Annotated in this window: 14 protein-coding genes and 6 pseudogenes; 9 read left to right on the top strand and 11 right to left on the bottom strand. The window is 65.9% G+C overall.

The genetic code is table 11. The features are described 5' to 3' along the window. Positions 1–38 precede the first annotated feature (38 nt). Complete coding sequence (locus AC2RP6_RS02580) at positions 39–569, bottom strand: hypothetical protein (protein ID WP_486444569.1); 531 nt, start codon at positions 567–569, stop codon at positions 39–41. Positions 570–757: 188 nt separating this feature from the next. On the opposite strand from AC2RP6_RS02580, the gene AC2RP6_RS02575 reads away from it, so the two are divergent. Beyond that, entirely contained in the window at positions 758–1,096 is a 339-nt protein-coding gene (locus AC2RP6_RS02575; protein ID WP_486444568.1) for a hypothetical protein, read from the top strand. A gap of 23 nt (positions 1,097–1,119) precedes the next feature. Here AC2RP6_RS02575 and AC2RP6_RS02570 read toward each other — a convergent pair. Both AC2RP6_RS02570 and AC2RP6_RS02565 read right to left on the bottom strand, forming a co-directional pair. Then, positions 1,120–1,912, bottom strand: a pseudogene (locus AC2RP6_RS02570) (IS5 family transposase). Positions 1,913–2,411: 499 nt separating this feature from the next. Further along, positions 2,412–2,563: pseudogene (locus AC2RP6_RS02565) on the bottom strand (IS5/IS1182 family transposase); the annotation flags it as partial. On the opposite strand from AC2RP6_RS02565, the pseudogene AC2RP6_RS02560 reads away from it, so the two are divergent. From AC2RP6_RS02560 to AC2RP6_RS02550, 3 genes and pseudogenes are all read left to right on the top strand, one after another. Further along, positions 2,543–3,373: pseudogene (locus AC2RP6_RS02560) on the top strand (IS5 family transposase). The pseudogenes AC2RP6_RS02565 and AC2RP6_RS02560 overlap by 21 nt on opposite strands. A 114-nt stretch (positions 3,374–3,487) precedes the next feature. After that, complete coding sequence (locus AC2RP6_RS02555) at positions 3,488–4,051, top strand: hypothetical protein (protein WP_486444567.1); 564 nt, start codon at positions 3,488–3,490, stop codon at positions 4,049–4,051. Between the two features lie 9 nt (positions 4,052–4,060). Next, positions 4,061–4,248, top strand: a pseudogene (locus AC2RP6_RS02550) (transposase); the annotation flags it as partial. Here the strand turns inward: AC2RP6_RS02550 and AC2RP6_RS02545 are convergent. The 3 genes from AC2RP6_RS02545 to AC2RP6_RS02535 all read right to left on the bottom strand — a co-directional run bounded on the left by AC2RP6_RS02545 (position 4,224) and on the right by AC2RP6_RS02535 (position 7,609). Further along, on the bottom strand, positions 4,224–4,448 hold the full coding sequence (locus tag AC2RP6_RS02545; protein ID WP_486444566.1) for a hypothetical protein: 225 nt from the start codon (positions 4,446–4,448) through the stop codon (positions 4,224–4,226). The pseudogene AC2RP6_RS02550 and the gene AC2RP6_RS02545 sit on opposite strands and share 25 nt — an antisense overlap. A gap of 115 nt (positions 4,449–4,563) precedes the next feature. After that, positions 4,564–5,682, bottom strand: coding sequence for a hypothetical protein (locus AC2RP6_RS02540; RefSeq protein WP_486444565.1), 1,119 nt, complete (start codon positions 5,680–5,682; stop codon positions 4,564–4,566). Positions 5,683–6,407: 725 nt separating this feature from the next. Continuing rightward, positions 6,408–7,609, bottom strand: a protein-coding gene (locus tag AC2RP6_RS02535) for an IS3 family transposase (RefSeq protein ID WP_486444622.1) whose coding sequence is annotated in 2 segments (ribosomal slippage) — positions 6,408–7,318 and positions 7,318–7,609 — 1,203 coding nt in all. Because the reading frame shifts where the segments join, the coding sequence is not laid out codon by codon here. A 68-nt stretch (positions 7,610–7,677) separates the two neighbouring features. Here AC2RP6_RS02535 and AC2RP6_RS02530 point away from each other — a divergent pair. Further along, positions 7,678–8,154: pseudogene (locus AC2RP6_RS02530) on the top strand (transposase); the annotation flags it as partial. Positions 8,155–8,197: 43 nt separating this feature from the next. On the opposite strand, the gene AC2RP6_RS02525 reads toward AC2RP6_RS02530, so the two are convergent. Further along, on the bottom strand, positions 8,198–8,686 hold the full coding sequence (locus tag AC2RP6_RS02525; protein WP_486444564.1) for a GNAT family N-acetyltransferase: 489 nt from the start codon (positions 8,684–8,686) through the stop codon (positions 8,198–8,200). Positions 8,687–9,190: 504 nt separating this feature from the next. Here AC2RP6_RS02525 and AC2RP6_RS02520 point away from each other — a divergent pair. Further along, on the top strand, positions 9,191–9,685 hold the full coding sequence (locus AC2RP6_RS02520; RefSeq protein WP_486444563.1) for an ATP-binding protein: 495 nt from the start codon (positions 9,191–9,193) through the stop codon (positions 9,683–9,685). Between the two features lie 276 nt (positions 9,686–9,961). Here AC2RP6_RS02520 and AC2RP6_RS02515 read toward each other — a convergent pair. After that, a pseudogene (locus AC2RP6_RS02515) lies at positions 9,962–10,225 on the bottom strand (transposase); the annotation flags it as partial. Between the two features lie 278 nt (positions 10,226–10,503). On the opposite strand from AC2RP6_RS02515, the gene AC2RP6_RS02510 reads away from it, so the two are divergent. After that, the gene (locus tag AC2RP6_RS02510; RefSeq protein ID WP_486444562.1) at positions 10,504–10,629 is read left to right on the top strand and encodes a hypothetical protein; all 126 of its coding nucleotides are present in this window, start codon (positions 10,504–10,506) and stop codon (positions 10,627–10,629) included. Between the two features lie 373 nt (positions 10,630–11,002). Then, positions 11,003–11,398: a hypothetical protein gene (locus AC2RP6_RS02505; protein ID WP_486444561.1), complete on the top strand. Its 396-nt coding sequence runs from the start codon at positions 11,003–11,005 to the stop codon at positions 11,396–11,398. On the opposite strand, the gene AC2RP6_RS02500 is transcribed toward AC2RP6_RS02505, so the two are convergent. The 3 genes from AC2RP6_RS02500 to AC2RP6_RS02490 are packed head-to-tail and all read right to left on the bottom strand — an operon-like array spanning position 11,373 to position 15,128. Then, entirely contained in the window at positions 11,373–12,497 is a 1,125-nt protein-coding gene (locus AC2RP6_RS02500; protein ID WP_486444560.1) for a glycosyltransferase family 4 protein, read from the bottom strand. The genes AC2RP6_RS02505 and AC2RP6_RS02500 overlap by 26 nt on opposite strands. 39 nt (positions 12,498–12,536) lie before the next feature. Further along, on the bottom strand, positions 12,537–13,832 hold the full coding sequence (locus AC2RP6_RS02495) for a hypothetical protein (protein WP_486444559.1): 1,296 nt from the start codon (positions 13,830–13,832) through the stop codon (positions 12,537–12,539). A 39-nt stretch (positions 13,833–13,871) separates the two neighbouring features. Beyond that, on the bottom strand, positions 13,872–15,128 hold the full coding sequence (locus AC2RP6_RS02490) for a nucleotide sugar dehydrogenase (protein ID WP_486444558.1): 1,257 nt from the start codon (positions 15,126–15,128) through the stop codon (positions 13,872–13,874). 65 nt (positions 15,129–15,193) lie between these two features. Between AC2RP6_RS02490 and AC2RP6_RS02485 the strand changes: the two genes are divergently transcribed. After that, positions 15,194–15,967 (top strand): glycosyltransferase family 2 protein, encoded by a 774-nt coding sequence (locus tag AC2RP6_RS02485; RefSeq protein ID WP_486444557.1) that lies wholly within the window; start codon positions 15,194–15,196, stop codon positions 15,965–15,967. Positions 15,968–16,039: the final 72 nt, after the last annotated feature.

The raw sequence follows: 16,039 nt of genomic DNA, 5'->3' as shown, positions 1-16,039 counted from the left end.
GGGCCGCGCAGCCGCACCGCCGGTCCGTACCCTGGACATCAGGGGGCCACGTCATACACGGTGAAGAGCTGGTCAAGATCGTTGTCCAGCCCGGTCACTGCCTTGATCACGTTCCACAGATAATCCTCGTCCGGGCCCCAAGAGGGGATCTTGGCCCGTACCTCGGCCGGCAACGGGTCGCCGACGACGGCACCGAAGACCGGCGCGGGCTCACCATCCCTGAAGGAGACGTGACGGACCAGGGTCCCATCGTCATAAAGCCACAGAGCGTAGGTGCTCGAGATGCTCGAGAACAGGACCGCCAGCGCCTGCGTACCCCTGAGCGTTCCCGGACCATCCCTGTCGATGCGTAACCCCACTCGCGGCGGGAACCGCTGGTCGGGGTCCCACAAATGGCACCAGCCACCCTCGTCCGAGAGGTAGAGGCGCCGGCCCGGCGAACCAGCCCATGCAGACTCGGCTGCAAGCTCTTCCCCGGTCCGCCGGTACTCGAAGACATCCGGCAGGAAACCGAGAACATCCTCACTCGATCGGTCACGGACAAATAACGCGGAAGTATTCCATCCCATACGCGGAAGTGTCCTGCCAGCCAAGATCGTCGTCAAACATGGCAGCCGGTGAACCTTTCCGGCCACAGCACTAGCCAGCAAGAAATACCCGAGACGCCCACGGAACTTGGTCCAGCGAGAGGGGCAGCTACCAGCCAATCCGCAGTTCTGCGCTCTCGCCGGCTACCCTTAAGCCGTGGAGGGGCGACATGACCATTGACGACAGAGCCCATCCGGCGCAGATCATCGCCCGGGTGGGCAACTCTGCACCTCGGGAGCGCGCTCTTGAGGTGTGGATGTATCTCGCTACCAAGGCCGGGTGGACAGCGAGTGTCGTCCCAGACGCAGTATTGGACGCCGGCGCGGGTGACTGCGGCGTCGTCGAGGTGGAGGGTCTGCGTTATCGGATCCGTCTCACTCCCCGGGTGAGGACGACGCTGGTCGATGACGCGGGCGGCCGGATGTTGCAGCGTCCCGTCTTTACACACGCAGCCTGGGCCGACCCCTTGTTGGAGCCGGACAACGTTGTGCCCTACCTCGGCCGATGAGGCACTGCCGTCTCGCTGAGTCGTCAGTGGCAGATCAGGGCTGCAGCTTTGCCGACGAAGGCGAGGAAGTGTTCCGTCTTGCGTTCGTAGCGGCGGTGAAGCCGACGACAGCCGCCCAGCCAGGACACGGTCCGCTCAACGACCCAGCGATGACTGCCGAGACGTTTGTGAGGATTCGGTGCCGCGACGGGCGATGCGGTGGCGGACGCCGCGTCTACGAAGCCATCGCCGCAGGTGGTCGTAGTCGCAGCCCTTGTCGGCATAGCTTGCCGGGGCGCCGTCGGCGAGGGCCACGCCGGGACCGGATCGGCGGGATGCCCCGCACGAGCGGTTCTAGACCGAGGCTGTCGTGCATGTTCGCACCCGAGATACCCAGCGAGAGCGGCAGTCCGTTCCGGTCGGTGATCAAGTGAACTTTCGATCCGGGCTTGCCACGGTCGGTCGGATTCGGTCCCGTCAGAGGCCCCCTTTTGCGGCCCGCATGCTGACGGAGTCGATCGCACACCGCGATCAGTCCAGTTCCCCACGTGCCCCGAGTTCATCAAGGGTGACGCGATGGAGCCGGGCCTATACCCGAGCCCGGCTCCACTGTGCAAAACGTCGGTGGACCGTCTGCCAACTGGGGCCGAACACCGGCGGGAGCTGCCGCCAGGTGCAGCCTGAAGTCGCCACGAAGATGATCCCGGCCAAGGCTTCGCGGTCACCTGCTCGACGCCGACCGCCACCCTGCGGACGTATAGCCTCCGACGGCGGGACCACCCGCCGCAACAGTGCCCACAACTCGTCCGGCACGAGCCGCTCAACCAAGTCCGTCATGCACGGTTCAACGAACAATCACACCAAAAGAAACGACATCTTATACGGGACAAGCCTTGGGGCCCGATATCACTCGCTGGAACGCTCTATCTATATGCACATAGGCGTTGTCGGCGTACCGCAAGTCGGGGGCTGGTCCCGCACTAACGCGAGTGTTTCCTGGGAGGAAGTTGTAGAAGCGCCGCTTGCTAAAGTTAAAGCAGCTGCGGCGACTACGAGTTTCTGGAGTAATGCATTCATCTCTACGCTCCATTTCGGATAGTTGGCTTGGCCCCATAGAGAGTAAAGAGCCCTTGAAGCGCACCTGTAGGTAGTCACGACTCAAGAGGTTATCCGGGCTCCGGTATTTAAGGTGACGTCTGGCTCTTTGAAGGGGTCGTTTTTTCAATCTTTTGTGCCGATGCAGGATGTTCTGTGGTCTTCATTGAGTCGCGCCAGGTGGATGGCGTGGGCGCTGATGCGGCGCGTGGAGCATCACGCTCGCCTGTACAGGTGCCAAGCGCCGTCGCTGGCCACGGCGCGAGCGATTAAGGGGATATCCTTCACAAGCGGTATCAGGGCCTGTCTGTCGTGCAGGTTTGCCCCGAAGATGCCGACGGATATGGGCAGACCCGACCGTTCCGTGATCAGGTGGATCTTCGATCCGTACCCAGTGATCTGCCCGATGCCCGGTGGCAGCTGGTCGAGCCGGTGCTCACCGCCTGGCGGTCCGAGCGCCGCGGCGGGGGCCTGGACATCGGCCAGCCACCGGACCACGACCTGCGGAGCCTGCTGGACGCGGGCCTCTAGTGACCCGGACCGGCATCCATGGCGCTACCTGCCCCACGACCACTAGAACACCGTCTACGCCTACTTCGCCCGCCGGCAGGAAGAAGGCGTCTTCGACCAGCTCAACAGCCTCCTGCGACGTCAAGTCCGCAGGCAGGAAAAGGCTGGGAGGAAAACCGACCGCCTGCGTCATCGACTCCCAGAGCATCAAGACGTCCACCAAACGTCCCCGCCTGCGAGCAAGGCATCGATGGAGGGAAGAAGATCGTGGGCCGCAAACGGAGCATCGTCACCGACGCCGTCGGCCTCCTCCTCGGAGTCCTGGTGACCGCCGCGAGCGTGCAGGACTCGATCGCCGGCCAGACCCTCATCGAACGAGTCGCCGCCGAGCATCCCACCGTCCGCAAGACCTGGGTCGACGGCGGCTACCGCCAACACCTCGTCGACCACGCCGCAACCCTCGGAATCGACATGCGCATCGTTCGCCGTGACCCCGCCACCAGGGGATTTTCAGTCCTCCCACGACGCTGGACCGTCGAGAGAACACTCGGCTGGCTCATAAACCACCAACGCCTCGCCCGCGACTACGAAGCCCACTCACACCGCTCCGAAGCCATGATCAACCTCGCAATGATCAACCTCATGACCCGCAGACTCACCGCCGAATTCACCCCAACTTGGCGTGGTCTATGAATCGCACTCGCTCCGGCAATCTGTGATCAAACAACGGGATAAAACGCCCTCTAACGACCTCGTGCACGATAGGCATCGCCGCAGGTCAGCTCCTACGCCGCTATCATGGCAGCCATGACCGATGCAACTGAACCGGATCCGCTGGGCATATGTATCGTGGCCAATGTCGCCCAGGAGACCAGCCATGGCGAAGGTGGACTGGAGATCCGTAAGGGGCTGCGGCACTTTGCGCCGGGGGCGAAGGTGTATATAGCACCGCCGGCCTGGGGCGATGGCGGCGAACGCGTCATTGTGGCTGGACGCCATCGGGGTAACCACCGTCGCTACATGCGAATCGTGATCGAGAGCCGATTCCTGCTTAACTTCCGGGTCCGTGCCGTCTACAGCCCGGCGCTGGTGCGTGCGTTGACAGAGGCGGAGCGTGGTGAGGAGAAGAAGTTCGGCGCTCACTTCCTGTGGCCCCTGGAACAGGCGGAGAGCTGGGCACGGTCCTGGAACACGCCGAAGATGGAGGCCCGGGTGGACGGCCACCGCAGTTGGGGTCACCTGGTCACCGATCCTCCGCCCATGGAGCTGCAGCTCGACGGCATCACCTACTACCTGGCTCATTTCAATTCCCGTGGGGCCCGCTACTCGCCGGAGCCGCCACCGGTAGAGCCGTCGCCGACGACTGGCTGAGGAAAGCGACCGGCTCCTTTCCGCAGAGGAATCGAGTCCTCGCAGCGACTGGGCCGCCATCGCTGGACCATCGAACGCACCATGGCTTGGCTCGCCGGCTGCCGCCGCGCCGCCGCTACGAACGCAAAGCCGACCACTTCCTCGCCTTCACCAGCATCGCCTGCACCCTCATCTACTTCCGAAGACTGACCAAATGAGAGCCACGGGTCTCCTCCCACTCCTTCGTGGTCATGGTGGTCTTGGGGCGGAACTGGCCGAGGGCGCCGATCTCGCCCTCGGGGGCGAGCTTGAGCCCGGCCGGGACGGACGAGCGGGGGTCGGCGTGGTCAGTCGCGTACACCGGCTCGTCGGTGTTCACGGCGATCGGGTAGCGCTTGGTGTCGACCTTCCCGGTCATGAAGTCTGACGGACGTGTGGCCACTGGCGGCGTTCTGTCGAGTGTGGCTGAGCCTTGAAGATCTGGACCGCGACTCACGGCTGTAGTACCTGCAGCTATTCAGGATGAAAGAGGCTCACGGGCGGACGCTCCTACTATTTAGGCCTGCCACCAGGCGGCGCATGACGACGCGGCCTGTATCGCCATGTCCGGCTTCGGTGTAGCCAGCGGCAAGGAATGCCGATACCCAGCCCACATGCGCTGCTCTGTAGGTGGCACGTGTACCAGAGGCGAGAGGGTAGCCCTCGATCACATCGGCGCCTTGCTCGCCAGCGTAGCAAGCGGCCGCTTCCAGAAGCCGGATGGTGATGCCTTCACCATGGCGTTCCCGTGGTACATAAAAGCAGTTCACCGACCAGATTCGGTCACCGTCAAACCGTGGCAGTGAACGATCGCACATTTTTTCTAAGAAGGGAAAATGTTCCCGCGGGGCCACTGAGCACCAGCCGATCGGCTGGCCATGTTCGTACAGCAGCAGGCCAGGTACCGTGCCGTCGGCAACCGCCCGGCCCAACACCTTCCGGTTTTCGCCGTTATCCCGTCCCCGATGTCGATCTGTCGGACTCAATGTGCGCCAGTACGAACACCAGCAGTTGTCGTTCGCTTCGCCCTCCTTGAACAACTGGACGAGATCCAACCAACGATGCCGTGTCAGCGGGAAAGGACCATCCGGTAATGAGGTCGGCGGGCCCGACTCGGTGGTCACTTCCGCATTCAACGGTCGTTCAAGCCGGAAATCAGTCCATCTCCACCATCGGTGCGACTGCGGTATCCAGTCAGGAGCGTCCGCGCCCAGAGCTTCTGCCCTTGAGCGCAACCGTTCATCTAGCTGGTCCTCATCCGAGGCGATAACACAGGTCGCGGCGAATCGGTCTCCTGCCAATGTTCCGCTGAATAGTACGGCCGCCACCGCTAGCTGCGATCGCATGATCAGCGCCCGCTCAACCTCTTCTTCTCCACCGTCGCAAAGTTCCCAGAGCCAGCCTTCCCACTCGTCGAGCCTGGCTTCTACAGCCAAAAGCTGTTCAGATGCACGTAATGCCCAGGGCCGCGCGGCGGCCCAATCTGTCTCGCCTGCGAGGACCGCCTCACCCAGCTGTTCAAACACGCTCATGAAGCGCCGCATCTGCCAAGGCTGCTCTCCCGCGCTCGCCAGAGAAGCGTCAGCTTCCGCAATGATCGTTTCAATCGTCATCTACTAAGGGTAACCCTAATGGGCGTTGTCATATTGGCGGGGATATGGGCGTCAGGCTGCGGTCGGCCGGGTGGCGGTCCCTGGGGCAGGCCGTAGCGGGCTGGCTGATGACGCCGGACACGGAGGAAGGAGGTGCCACGTATGGCTGGAGCTCGAGCACGTGGAGAGCGGCAGCGATCGTGAGGGCGGGGCGGTCGTCGTCGGAGATGTGGAAGCTGATGTGTGTCGTCAGGCCGTAGGAGGGGCCCACGTGCCCGGTGTAGCCGACGCGGGGCAGGGAGCGGACGAGTTCCTCGGCATCGAGGTCATACCGATCCAGGATGTCGACGGTGAACTGCCAGACGGGCCACTGGCCCTCCCTGAGGTACTGCTGGGCCGTCGTCGTCAGGCAGGATCTGTTGCCGGGAGAGGGCGGCTGCCAGGTCGATCATGACACCTGTCTTCCATCGAGGGCTTGGTCAGGGCAGGGCCCTTCGGCGCGGGCGAGACGATGGCGGCAGCCCGGCTCGGCCCGGCGCCGCTGCAGAATCGCGGATTACGGTGTGCGCTGGACCAGGCCGGCGGTGAACCACTGCACGAGGGTGGCAGCCAGGTGTAGGGCCATCTGGCCTCGCGCTGGGTCTCGAACCGGGTCGGGGTTCTGTAAGCCGTGCCAGGCGGTCTGGCCTTTCCACAGCCGCTGCATCATGGCGGGTCGGGCCTTGACCCCGAGTCCTGGACACGGGCTATGCGGCTTGGGCCAGCGTAGGTGATGTTGTTGTGACTGCCGTCTCGTAGGCGATCGGGCTGCGTTGTCCGAGGCGGGAGTGTCGGCGTCGGGTGTTGTAGCGGTGGAGCCATCGGAAGGCGTCGAGGCGGGCCTCGCGCTCGCTGGACCATGCCTTCCTGTCTTGGAGCGTTTCGCGTTTGAAGGTCGTGTTGAAAGACTCCGCCAGCGCGTTGTCCGCGCTGGACCCGATCGCGCCCATGCTCTGGATCACTCCTGCTGACGTGCAGGCTTCGGCGGATGCCCGGCTCTTGTACTGCGAGCCGTGATCGGTGTGCATGATCGCACCGGTCAGGCTGCCGCGGGTCCGCCGGGCCGCGGCCAGGGCGTCGGTGACGAGTTCCGTGCGCATGTGACCGGCGATCGCCCAGCCGGCCAGGCGACGTGAGGCGAGGTCGATCACGGCCGCCAGATAGAGGAACTTCCCACCGTCCAGCGGTAGATAGGTGATATCGCCGACGTACTTCGTGTTCATCTCGGTCGCGGTGAAGTCACGTCCGAGCAGGTCGGGGGCGTTGGCCGCGGCCTGGTCGGGGACGGTGGTGCGGTGCCTGCGGCGAAGCCGCAGGCCTGCGAGCCCGATGCTCCGCATGATGCGGGCGACCCGCTTGTGGTTGACCGGCTCGCCGTCCTCTCGGAGCTCGGCAGTGATCCTGGGGACGCCGTAGGTTCCGTCCGATTGCTGGTGCACGACCGGTATTCGGGTGGCGAGCCGGGCGTCGGCCGCCTGGCGGGCGGCTCGGTCGGAGGCTGTCGCGCGCCAGCAGTAGAAGCTGGAGCGGGCGATCCCCAGAATCCGGCTTAACCGCTTGACGCCGTACCGGCGCTGGTAGTCGGCGACGAACTGGAAGCGGTTCACCAGCGCGTCTCCCCGGCGAAATACTTCGCCGCCTTCCTCAGGATCTCGCGCTCCTCCTCCAGCTCGCGGATCTTCATCCGAAGAGCGGCGTTCTCCGCCTCCAACGGCACCGCCGGCTGGGCCGGCGCCTGCGCTTGGTGTCCGCGGGGCCGCCTCGCGCCAGCGGCTCGGATCCAGTTGCGCAGGGTTTCGGGGTTGATTCCCAGATCGGCGGCGATCTGCTTGATCGTCGCTCCGGGCCGTGACTGGTACAGCGCGACCGCGTCCGCCCTGAACTGCGGCGGACAGTTCTTCATGACCACGAGATGTCCGTCCTTCAGATCCTCAGGATCCACTGTCTCGTGTGTCCAGGATCAGAGGTCAAGGCCCGGACCTCGCGCACCGGATCCTTGTCCTCGATGAACGCATCAAGGTCAACGAGAAGGCGATCGCAGCGCTGTTCCGCACTGACGAGCGGGCCGCGATCATCGAGTCTATGCCCGGCATGGGTCCGGTTCTCGGAGCCGAGCTCCTCGCCATCGTGGGCGACTTGTCCATGCACAAGGACGCCGGCCACCTCGCCGCCCATGCCGGACTCGCACCAGTGCCCCAGGACTCCGACCGCAAGACCGGAAATATGCACCGTCCCAAGCACTACAGCCGCCGCCTACGCCACGTGTTCTACATGTCGTCGCTTGTGGCGATGAGACTGCCGGGCCCCTCGCAGGACTACTACCGGAAGAAGCGGGCCGAGGGGCTGATCCACACCCAGGCCATCATGTCCCTGGCCCGCCGCCGAGTAGATGTCCTATGGGCAATGCTGCGGGACAAGAGACCCTTCACATTCACCCCGCCGGCACCCGAGTGAGATCGATCCTGCTACGACCCTAATCATGCAGCGGGATGCGGTCTCAAGCACCTGCTCTCTCGGCATCGTGCTGGAGCCAGGTGTAGTTGACCGGCTGGGCTGTATTCCAGCTGTCGGCGAGTTCAGCATCAACTGGCACGAAACCGGCTCCCCGATAGCATCGCAGCGCTGCTTCGTTGTCGGGGTGGACGCGCATGAAGACGTCGGAGTAGCCGGTCTCGAGCGCATGCGCGAGAAGTCCTCGTACCAGCACGCGACCGGTCCCCTTTCCGCGAGCGTCGGGCGCCACGATGATGCGAGCGAGTTCAACCTCCTCCTCTTCGGAGTCAAGCCATAACTCTCCGTAGCCGATGGTTTTGCCGTCTTCGACGAAGACGTACCCCTGTACGTCTTCACCCTTCTGCCAGTCGGTGACGGTCTGGGGAGGCACGGGGAACTCCTGCCGCCCGCACCACATGGCGACTTCATCGACGGAAACTGGCCAGTCAGCCACCGTGGCAGCGTGAGCGGAGGAAAAGGAAAGAAGATTCATAACTCATCCAACTAATTGACCTGGTCTAATCTGCGCATGGCCAGGTAGCCACTTGGTACGCAGGATGACATTACGCACCCCGCCCGCCTTCAGTCACCCTCAAACTTCACACGCAACGACCGCTGCACCTGGCTCCCAGGGTGCAGTCGCTCCACCGCACTCTCCTCGACGTCACAGGGCGCTTGACATCGGTTATTGAGATGCCCCCGAGCAGACTGTGACCACCGCCAAGGGGCTTTGCCGCCACTTCAAGGAGGGGGGAGTCTTTGAAGCGCAGGACTCACTGTGCACTCCCGGCCAGGAGAAACAGCCGTCCAACGGGGCGGACACCAGTAAAAATGTCCTGGTTCCTCCGGGTGGTGAAACGCCGGAAGGCTGGTCTTGGGCACAGGCTGCTCAGGATCCGGCGCGAGGGAGGAGGGAGTGTGGTGGATGAGAAGGAACGCCGTCCCGGACCGGGCCGGGCTTCCTGGCAGACGGATATTCCTACCGGAAGTGATCGTCATGTATGCCACCACCCCCTGCGTGGGCCCGGCCGGCGGCCCGCTGCCGCAGCCCAGCCCCACGGCCAGCAAGGATGACAGTCCTGCGGCGGCGGCTTCCTGCCCGCTCCCCAACGAGGTCAGCCAGAACCTGGACCACCGCCCCCAGGCCGTCGCTACAGCCCGCCGCGCCACCCACCGGGTGCTGAAAGGCTGGCACATCACCGGCGAAAGAGCCGACGCCGTGATGTTGGTGGTCTCCGAACTGGTCACCAACGCCGTCGAACACGCCCGGCCCCCGCTCGCCCTGCACCTGCACCGCGAGCACACCGGCAGCCGGCTGTGGATCGGAGTCAGCGACGGCGGCCCCGCACCCCACCACGGCCCCTGGACCACCTCCTGCATCCCCGACGAACACGGCCGCGGCCTGCACATCATCCACGCCCTCGCCCACACCCACGGCACCCGCACCCACCCCCACGGCAACACCACCCACTGGGCCAGACTCACCACCTGACCTCTCCCCTCATACTCCGGTTTCCTTCCACCCGACAGTGAAGGACACCGGACCGGCCCCGTCACCGGTGGACAGCATCCGGCGGCCAGGGCCAAAAGGGCGGGATCCCTACCACCCCCGGGGATCCCGCTCGCCCCCTATCGATCAGGGCGAATACCTCAAACGGCGGGGGCTGCCTCACAGGTGCGTGTCCAGTTCAGCGAAGGACCCTGGAACTGTGGTGAAGAAGAACGTCTGGACGTGCGGTCAGTGCGGGGGGTGCCCCTATGGGTTTCGTCAACCCGTGGGGGCGGGTTGGGGTTCGTAGAAGGTGCCGTCGCGGAGCATCGCGAAGAGCACGTCGGCCCGTCGTCTCGCGAGGCAGAGGAGGGCTTGGGTGTGGTGCTTGCCCTGGCTGATCTTCTTGTCGTAGTAGGCCCGGGACGTCGGGTCGGCCAGAGCCGCGAACGCGGACAGGAAGAAGGCCCGTTTGAGCTGCTTGTTTCCGCGGCGGGAGGGTTGTTCGCCTCGGATCGAGGAGCCCGAGCGAGGGTGGGCAGGCCGGTGACGATCGCGGCCAGGCGCTCGGTGCGGATGGCGTCGGTGGTGGCTTCGCCGAGGAAGGTCAGGGCGTAGCGCAGTTCGGCGTCGTCCAGGGCATCGAGGTCGCGGCCGACCGTGGTGGCCGCGGCGCGGAGGTCGTCGGGGATGTCGCGGGCGCGCTGGCTGTGGCGCAGGTGGAGCGCGGCCCACCACTGCTCGGGGAGGTTGTCGGGGAGCGGCTGGGTGGGCTGGAGGGTGGTGCTGTCGTCCAGGGTGGTGACCCGGACCGGGATGTCGTGTCCGTGCAGGGTGAGGGTGCCGATGAGGAAGGTGTCGTGTCCTTCGAGGCGTGCGTCCAGGACGAGCAGCGGGCCGGTGGCGGCGGGAACGGTGCGGCCCTGTACGGGCAGGGCGCGGGGTGAGTTCAGCATGGTGCGCTCCTCGGAGCGGCGCCCAGGCCTGAGGTGGTGGGCAGGGTGAGGTGTCCGTGGTCGGACGGGGTAGGCGTAGAGGTTCTGGCGGCCGGGCTCCCACTGCTGCCGGTATTCGACGGCCAGGACCCGGTCGGGCCGAGCGGCAGCCAGGTGGAGGCCGGGTATCAGGGAACGGCCGTGCAGGAAGACGGGGGTGGTGGTGCGGGCCAGGATCCGGCGGGCGGCGGTGAGTCCGCCGCAGCCGACCACATCCAGGGTGAGCACGGTCGGCCGGAATCAGGAGGGCGAGAGGGGTTGGCCTTACGTCAACCCCCGCACACCCGGCGGAGGAACGGTGACCACAGCGACAGCCCCCTCATACGTGAGCGAAGGGCGAGCCCCCCGGCAGCAAAGCCTGTTCGCCCTCCTCCGCCCGGGCCTGCAGACGAAGGCCGCCTCTCCTCCGCCCTCCCCTCCAGCAGAGAAGACCGCGAGCGACCTCTCGCACACCTGGGTTGCAGCCGCCGAAGTGGAGGTGACGCCCCGCATTGCGTCGATCGCCGAATTCCGCGGCTGCATCAAGGCCACCGCTGGGCAGCGCATCGAGGCGCTGGAGGTGTACTGCCGCGGCTGCCGACAGCCGTCCGCCGAGGTCACCCTGAACGCCAACAACGTCGTTCTGTTACACGGGTCCGAGGGACAGCGTCGCCATGTGCGCTATGCCCTCGTCGCCCCGGTCGGAGTCCGGTGCATCACGACGTCGCTCCGGAACGGCTGACGCGGAGCGTCAGTTCGCGAAGCCGACGGCTGGTGGTGTTGATGTCGTATCGGCGCGCATTGTTGAGAGCCGCGCAGGTCAGCGCCTCGCGACGGTCTACGTCCCGGCCCAGATCGTCCAAGGCCGCGGCCAGCGACTGCGGGTCGCCGGGGGTGTAGGGAACGCCGGTGTCTCCGAGGATCTCCCTCGCCTCGGGAAGGTCGGAGTAGGCCACCTGAAGGCCGTGTGCTTGGGCCTCAATGAGGACGAGCCCGAAGGCCTCAAGGCCCGTGGTCGTTCCCACGAAGGCGTCGAATTGCGGTAGCCGGCGCCACAGCTTGGCGCGGGGCAAGAACCGCTCGAACTGCACCCGATCCCGTACACCGAGCTCGAGTGCTCGCTGCTCGAGATGTTCCCGGAGTACGCCTTGGCCGATCACGGAGAGGTGGTGCGGCTGCTCGGTCAGGGCAAGGGCTTCGACGGCAGTGGTTGGTGACTTGTTGGCGTCGAGGCGGCCGGCGTGCACCAAAGCCAGGGGTCCGGGTCCGCTCGTCTGGCGATCGCGGACGTGGGCGTCGGCCAGACGGATACCCCAAGGGATGACGGTGAGCCGGTCGGTGAACCGGCGGCCGGTGAGGCGGTCGATGCGGTCCGCGAGGGCGGAGGTCGGGGCGACGATCGCCGCACTGGCAGCTGCCACTTCGTGCAGGCCTTCGCGCTCCCACTCGCTACGCTCGGCGACCATCACATCAGGGCCGTGGGCGATGGAGATGACCGGAATGTCGCCGGCGGTGCGGATGAAGGCCTGGCTGAGGGCGAAGCCGAGGTACTGGGCGTGGAGGGCGTGCGGCCGGACCTTCTCGATGAGCTCCCCGACTTCGGTGGTCAGCTCGTCCACGTACGACTCGAAGTCGGGGCCGTGGGGGCGCTTCACCGTGGAGAGGACGGCCAGCTCACCGAATGCGGCTGCCCAGGTTGCATCGACCGGTTCTCGGCCGAGGAAGGTCGTGTGAGTACCAGGCATCACGCTGTATAGGTCGTTGACGAGAATCATGCTCCCCGAGGAAGGCGCCGAGGGACGGTTGATTCCGGTCAGGATTTTCAGGAATTTGCTGGTCATGCGGAACCCCAATACCTTAGTTCGGACGCTAGGGCGCACCTAGATTGCACCCTGGCGGGGAGGCGCCCACCAGGACGCCAGGTGCGGTGTGACAACCGCTCTGACCTCCTCGAACGGATGGAGATAGCCCTCGCCGTCCTGCTCTGCGACCCAGACCCTGACCGAGGATCGGGGGTAGACGGGATGTATCCCGATTTCCCCCTTGGGGAGGATCCCATTGAACGGTGTTGGGATTCCTTCGCTGTTCCAGTATTCCCATGCTTCAAGAGCCTTGGATTTCTCGAAGCAGTGGTATAGCTGGCTGTAGCGGGTCATATGACGGATCACGCGGAATACCATCTGGCCGACGAGTCCAGGCGCGGTCTCCTGGAGCAGGTCGAGCTCGGCGCCCTGGAAGGTGAAGGTGGCCGCGTCCTGGGACGGCTCCAGGGAAGTTAGTGCGAGCAGGTGCGACAGCCGTCGCCGGACGTACTCGGCGACTCCCCGAACGAGATCGGGCTCCAGGCCTTCGAAGAGCTGGACGAGCCGGTGGTAGCGCGGGTTGAAGCGGGCCAGGTCGAAGAGGCGGTCCATGCCGTCCACGGCGGCGAAGGCCAAGCGCTTGTAGAGCCAGTTGTTCAGCTCGCCCTCCTGGGCGTAGGTCTTGGTCTCTGGCGTGACCGAGTGGAGCATCAGGTACTCGGACAGCACCTCGAAGTAGAGGTAGCCGAGGAACGGTACGTGGGGGACGGCGTCGGCCAGGCGGTCGACGAACTCGGGCGCTGACGTGGCATGGCCGGTGGCGTTGCGCAGGGCGATGTCCAGGAACGGGGCCGCTGCGTGCAGGCCGGCCCCGACGGTGTGTGCGAGCTGGTCGGCCTCGGCACGCGTGAGGAGGTTCTGGTAGCGCAGATAGGTGCGCAGGTGGATGGAGCCGAGATGCAGGTAGTCGATCCCCATGGGCCGAACCGGAGCGTCCGGGGTCACCTCGAAGACCAGGGGGGTGGTGGATGGCTTCGTCGCCATCAGGTAGGCGCCGAGGTTGTGGGGGCGCAGTCCCCCACCCCGTGGGGTGAGGGGCGAGCAGTACAGGGCTCCGACGAGGCAGCCGGCGGAGACGTGCACCTGGCCGCTGGCGCGGATGGCGTCGATGCCCCGGGTGAGGTGCAGGAGATACATCGGCTTGCCGCTGGCCAGCGCTGCGGTCAGGGCGCTGTTGCGGATCAGCCACCCGTTGGGGGTCGAGTGTTCCAGGTAGTTGCGCCAGTCGGCTTCGCTGTCGGCGAGCGAAGCCGGACTGCGGCGCTGCGCGGGCAGGGCGTAGTCCGTGTGGGCGTGCTCCCATTCGGTGCGCAAGAGGGAACTCCTGTTGGGGGTCGGTGCCGGTCGGTTGAGTTAGAGGACTTCGACATTCGCTCCGGACATGCGGTTGCGGCAGTCGAGAACCCAGACCGCGTTCTGCTGGATCATCGGAAGGTCAAAGCGCGCGTGGTCCATCAGGAGCACCACGGCGTCGGCGGCCGCGATCTCCTCGGGTGTCGCGTCCACCCGGCGGAGGTTCGGCCCAGTGTCGGCGTCGTCCGGAATGTTGGGCTCGGCTCCGCGGACATCGGCGCCGAGCATGGTCAGGAGCTCGGCGACACGTGCCGACGGCGAGTTGCGGAGGTCCGTGGCATTGATCTTGTAGGTCAGGCCGAGCAGCAGGATCCGAGCCCCCGCGACGCCTGCGCCCCGCGCGTCGAGTGCTGCGACAACGCGCTGGACGACGCAGTCGGGCATGCCGTCGTTCACCTCGGCGGCGAGCTCCACGAACCGGAAGGCCTCGCCGAGCTCCTCGCGGATCTTCCAGGACAGGAACAGGGGGTCGACGGGCAGGCAGTGCCCGCCGACCCCCGGCCCGGGGGTGAATCGTGTGAATCCGAACGGCTTGGTGGCGGCGGCGTCGATCGCCTCCCACACGTTCACGCCGAGGCGGCCGGTCAGCGTCGCCAGCTCGTTGACCAGGGAGATGTTGACGAGCCGGAACGTGTTCTCGATCAGCTTGGCCAGCTCGGCGACCTTGGGCCCGGACACCGGCACGGTGGTGTGAAAGATGCCGTCGTAGAACTTCTTGATCACTTCGAGTGATGTGGCGTCGATGCCCGACACCAGCTTCGGCGTCCCTTCGAAGCTGAACCGCGCGTTGCCGGGGGCGATCCGCTCGGGACTGAATCCGAGCCGGAAGTCCGTTCCGGCCTTGAGGCCCGAGGTCTGCTCCAGGATCGGCAGCAGCAGTTCCTCGGTGGTGCCGGGGTAAGTCGTGGACTCCAGGACCACGGTGGCGCCCGGGCGCAGGTGCTCGCCCAGGGTCCGGGCGCAGGCCTCGATGTAGGTCAGGTCGGGCACGCCGTCCCGCAGCGGGGTCGGGACCGTGATTACCGCGAGGTCGTAGTCGGCCAGCGCGGCGGCATCCGTGGTCGCGGAGTAGGCCCCGCCGCCCAGGACCGTACGCAGCCGGTACGAGGCCACGTCCTCCACGTACGAATCGCCGGCGGCGAGCTGCCGGACGCGGTGCGAATCCACGTCGTAGCCGACGACACGGTGCCCCACTTCGGCGGCACGTACGGCCAGCGGAAGCCCTACGTAACCCTGACCAGCGACAACGATCTGCATGGCAGCTCCTACTCGAATGCGGTGCTTGAATGGGGCGTCGTTCCTGGTCTGGCAAGGAGATCGCTGTGCCCTTGGTGTCTGTCGTGATGCCCGTCTACAACTCGGCGGCCACTCTCGGCGCAGCGGTTCGGTCGGTGCTCACGCAGACCCACAGCGACCTGGAGCTGCTGATCACCGACGATCAGTCCTCCGATGACTCCATGGACCTGCTCCGCGCGTTCGCCAAGGAGGACGAGCGCGTCCTGCCGGAGCCGGCACCCGAACAGGGCGGCGCCGGCAGGGCCCGCAACCTCGCGATGCGGCGGGCCCGCGGGGATTACATCGCCTTCCTCGACAGCGACGACATGTGGCTGCCGGAGAAGACCGAAAAGCAGCTCGCCTTCGCCGCGGACGGCGATGCGCCGCTGACCTTCACCTCGTACTTCAAAATGGACGCCAGCTACGGCGGCGAGAGCACCGACTGGATCCCGAACGGCCGGGTGGTCCGCGCCCGGCAGTACGTGGACTACCGCGCGATGCTGTTCCAGGACCACATCGGCGCCCTCACCGCCATGTACGACCGCAACGTGCTGGGTACGCGACTGATGCCGGAAATGCGCAAGAGGCAGGATTACGCCCTCTGGCTGTCGATCATGCGGGACGGCTTCGACGCCCGGGGCCTGGCCGAGCCGCTCGCGGTCTACAGAGCCGCGCGGGCGGGGTCGCTGTCCTCCAACAAGTTCTCGCTCGTGCGGTACAACTGGGACCTCTACCGCGAGCACGAGCACCTCTCCGTCCCACGGGCGACGCAGGCTCTGGTCGGCGCTGCGTGGCAGTCCCTGCGCAACTCGCGCATCTAGCGGTCCGGGAAGTCCGTCGCGACGGCCCCCGCCCTGAGGCCGCCCGCCTGCGCGACGGCTGGGCCCGGGGCG

This window comes from Streptomyces sp. WAC03905, from assembly GCF_057371075.1.
This window is presented reverse-complemented; position numbering and strand designations above follow the sequence as displayed.

Excerpts from the sequence above, each read along its gene's own strand:
- AC2RP6_RS02545 (WP_486444566.1), bottom strand. The coding sequence starts at position 4,448 with ATGACCGGGAAGGTCGACACCAAGCGCTACCCGATCGCCGTGAACACC.
- AC2RP6_RS02520 (WP_486444563.1), top strand. The coding sequence starts at position 9,191 with ATGTATGCCACCACCCCCTGCGTGGGCCCGGCCGGCGGCCCGCTGCCG.
- AC2RP6_RS02500 (WP_486444560.1), bottom strand. The coding sequence starts at position 12,497 with ATGACCAGCAAATTCCTGAAAATCCTGACCGGAATCAACCGTCCCTCG.
- AC2RP6_RS02525 (WP_486444564.1), bottom strand. The coding sequence starts at position 8,686 with ATGAATCTTCTTTCCTTTTCCTCCGCTCACGCTGCCACGGTGGCTGAC.
- AC2RP6_RS02580 (WP_486444569.1), bottom strand. The coding sequence starts at position 569 with ATGGGATGGAATACTTCCGCGTTATTTGTCCGTGACCGATCGAGTGAG.
- AC2RP6_RS02575 (WP_486444568.1), top strand. The coding sequence starts at position 758 with ATGACCATTGACGACAGAGCCCATCCGGCGCAGATCATCGCCCGGGTG.
- AC2RP6_RS02490 (WP_486444558.1), bottom strand. The coding sequence starts at position 15,128 with ATGCAGATCGTTGTCGCTGGTCAGGGTTACGTAGGGCTTCCGCTGGCC.
- AC2RP6_RS02540 (WP_486444565.1), bottom strand. The coding sequence starts at position 5,682 with ATGACGATTGAAACGATCATTGCGGAAGCTGACGCTTCTCTGGCGAGC.
- AC2RP6_RS02555 (WP_486444567.1), top strand. The coding sequence starts at position 3,488 with ATGACCGATGCAACTGAACCGGATCCGCTGGGCATATGTATCGTGGCC.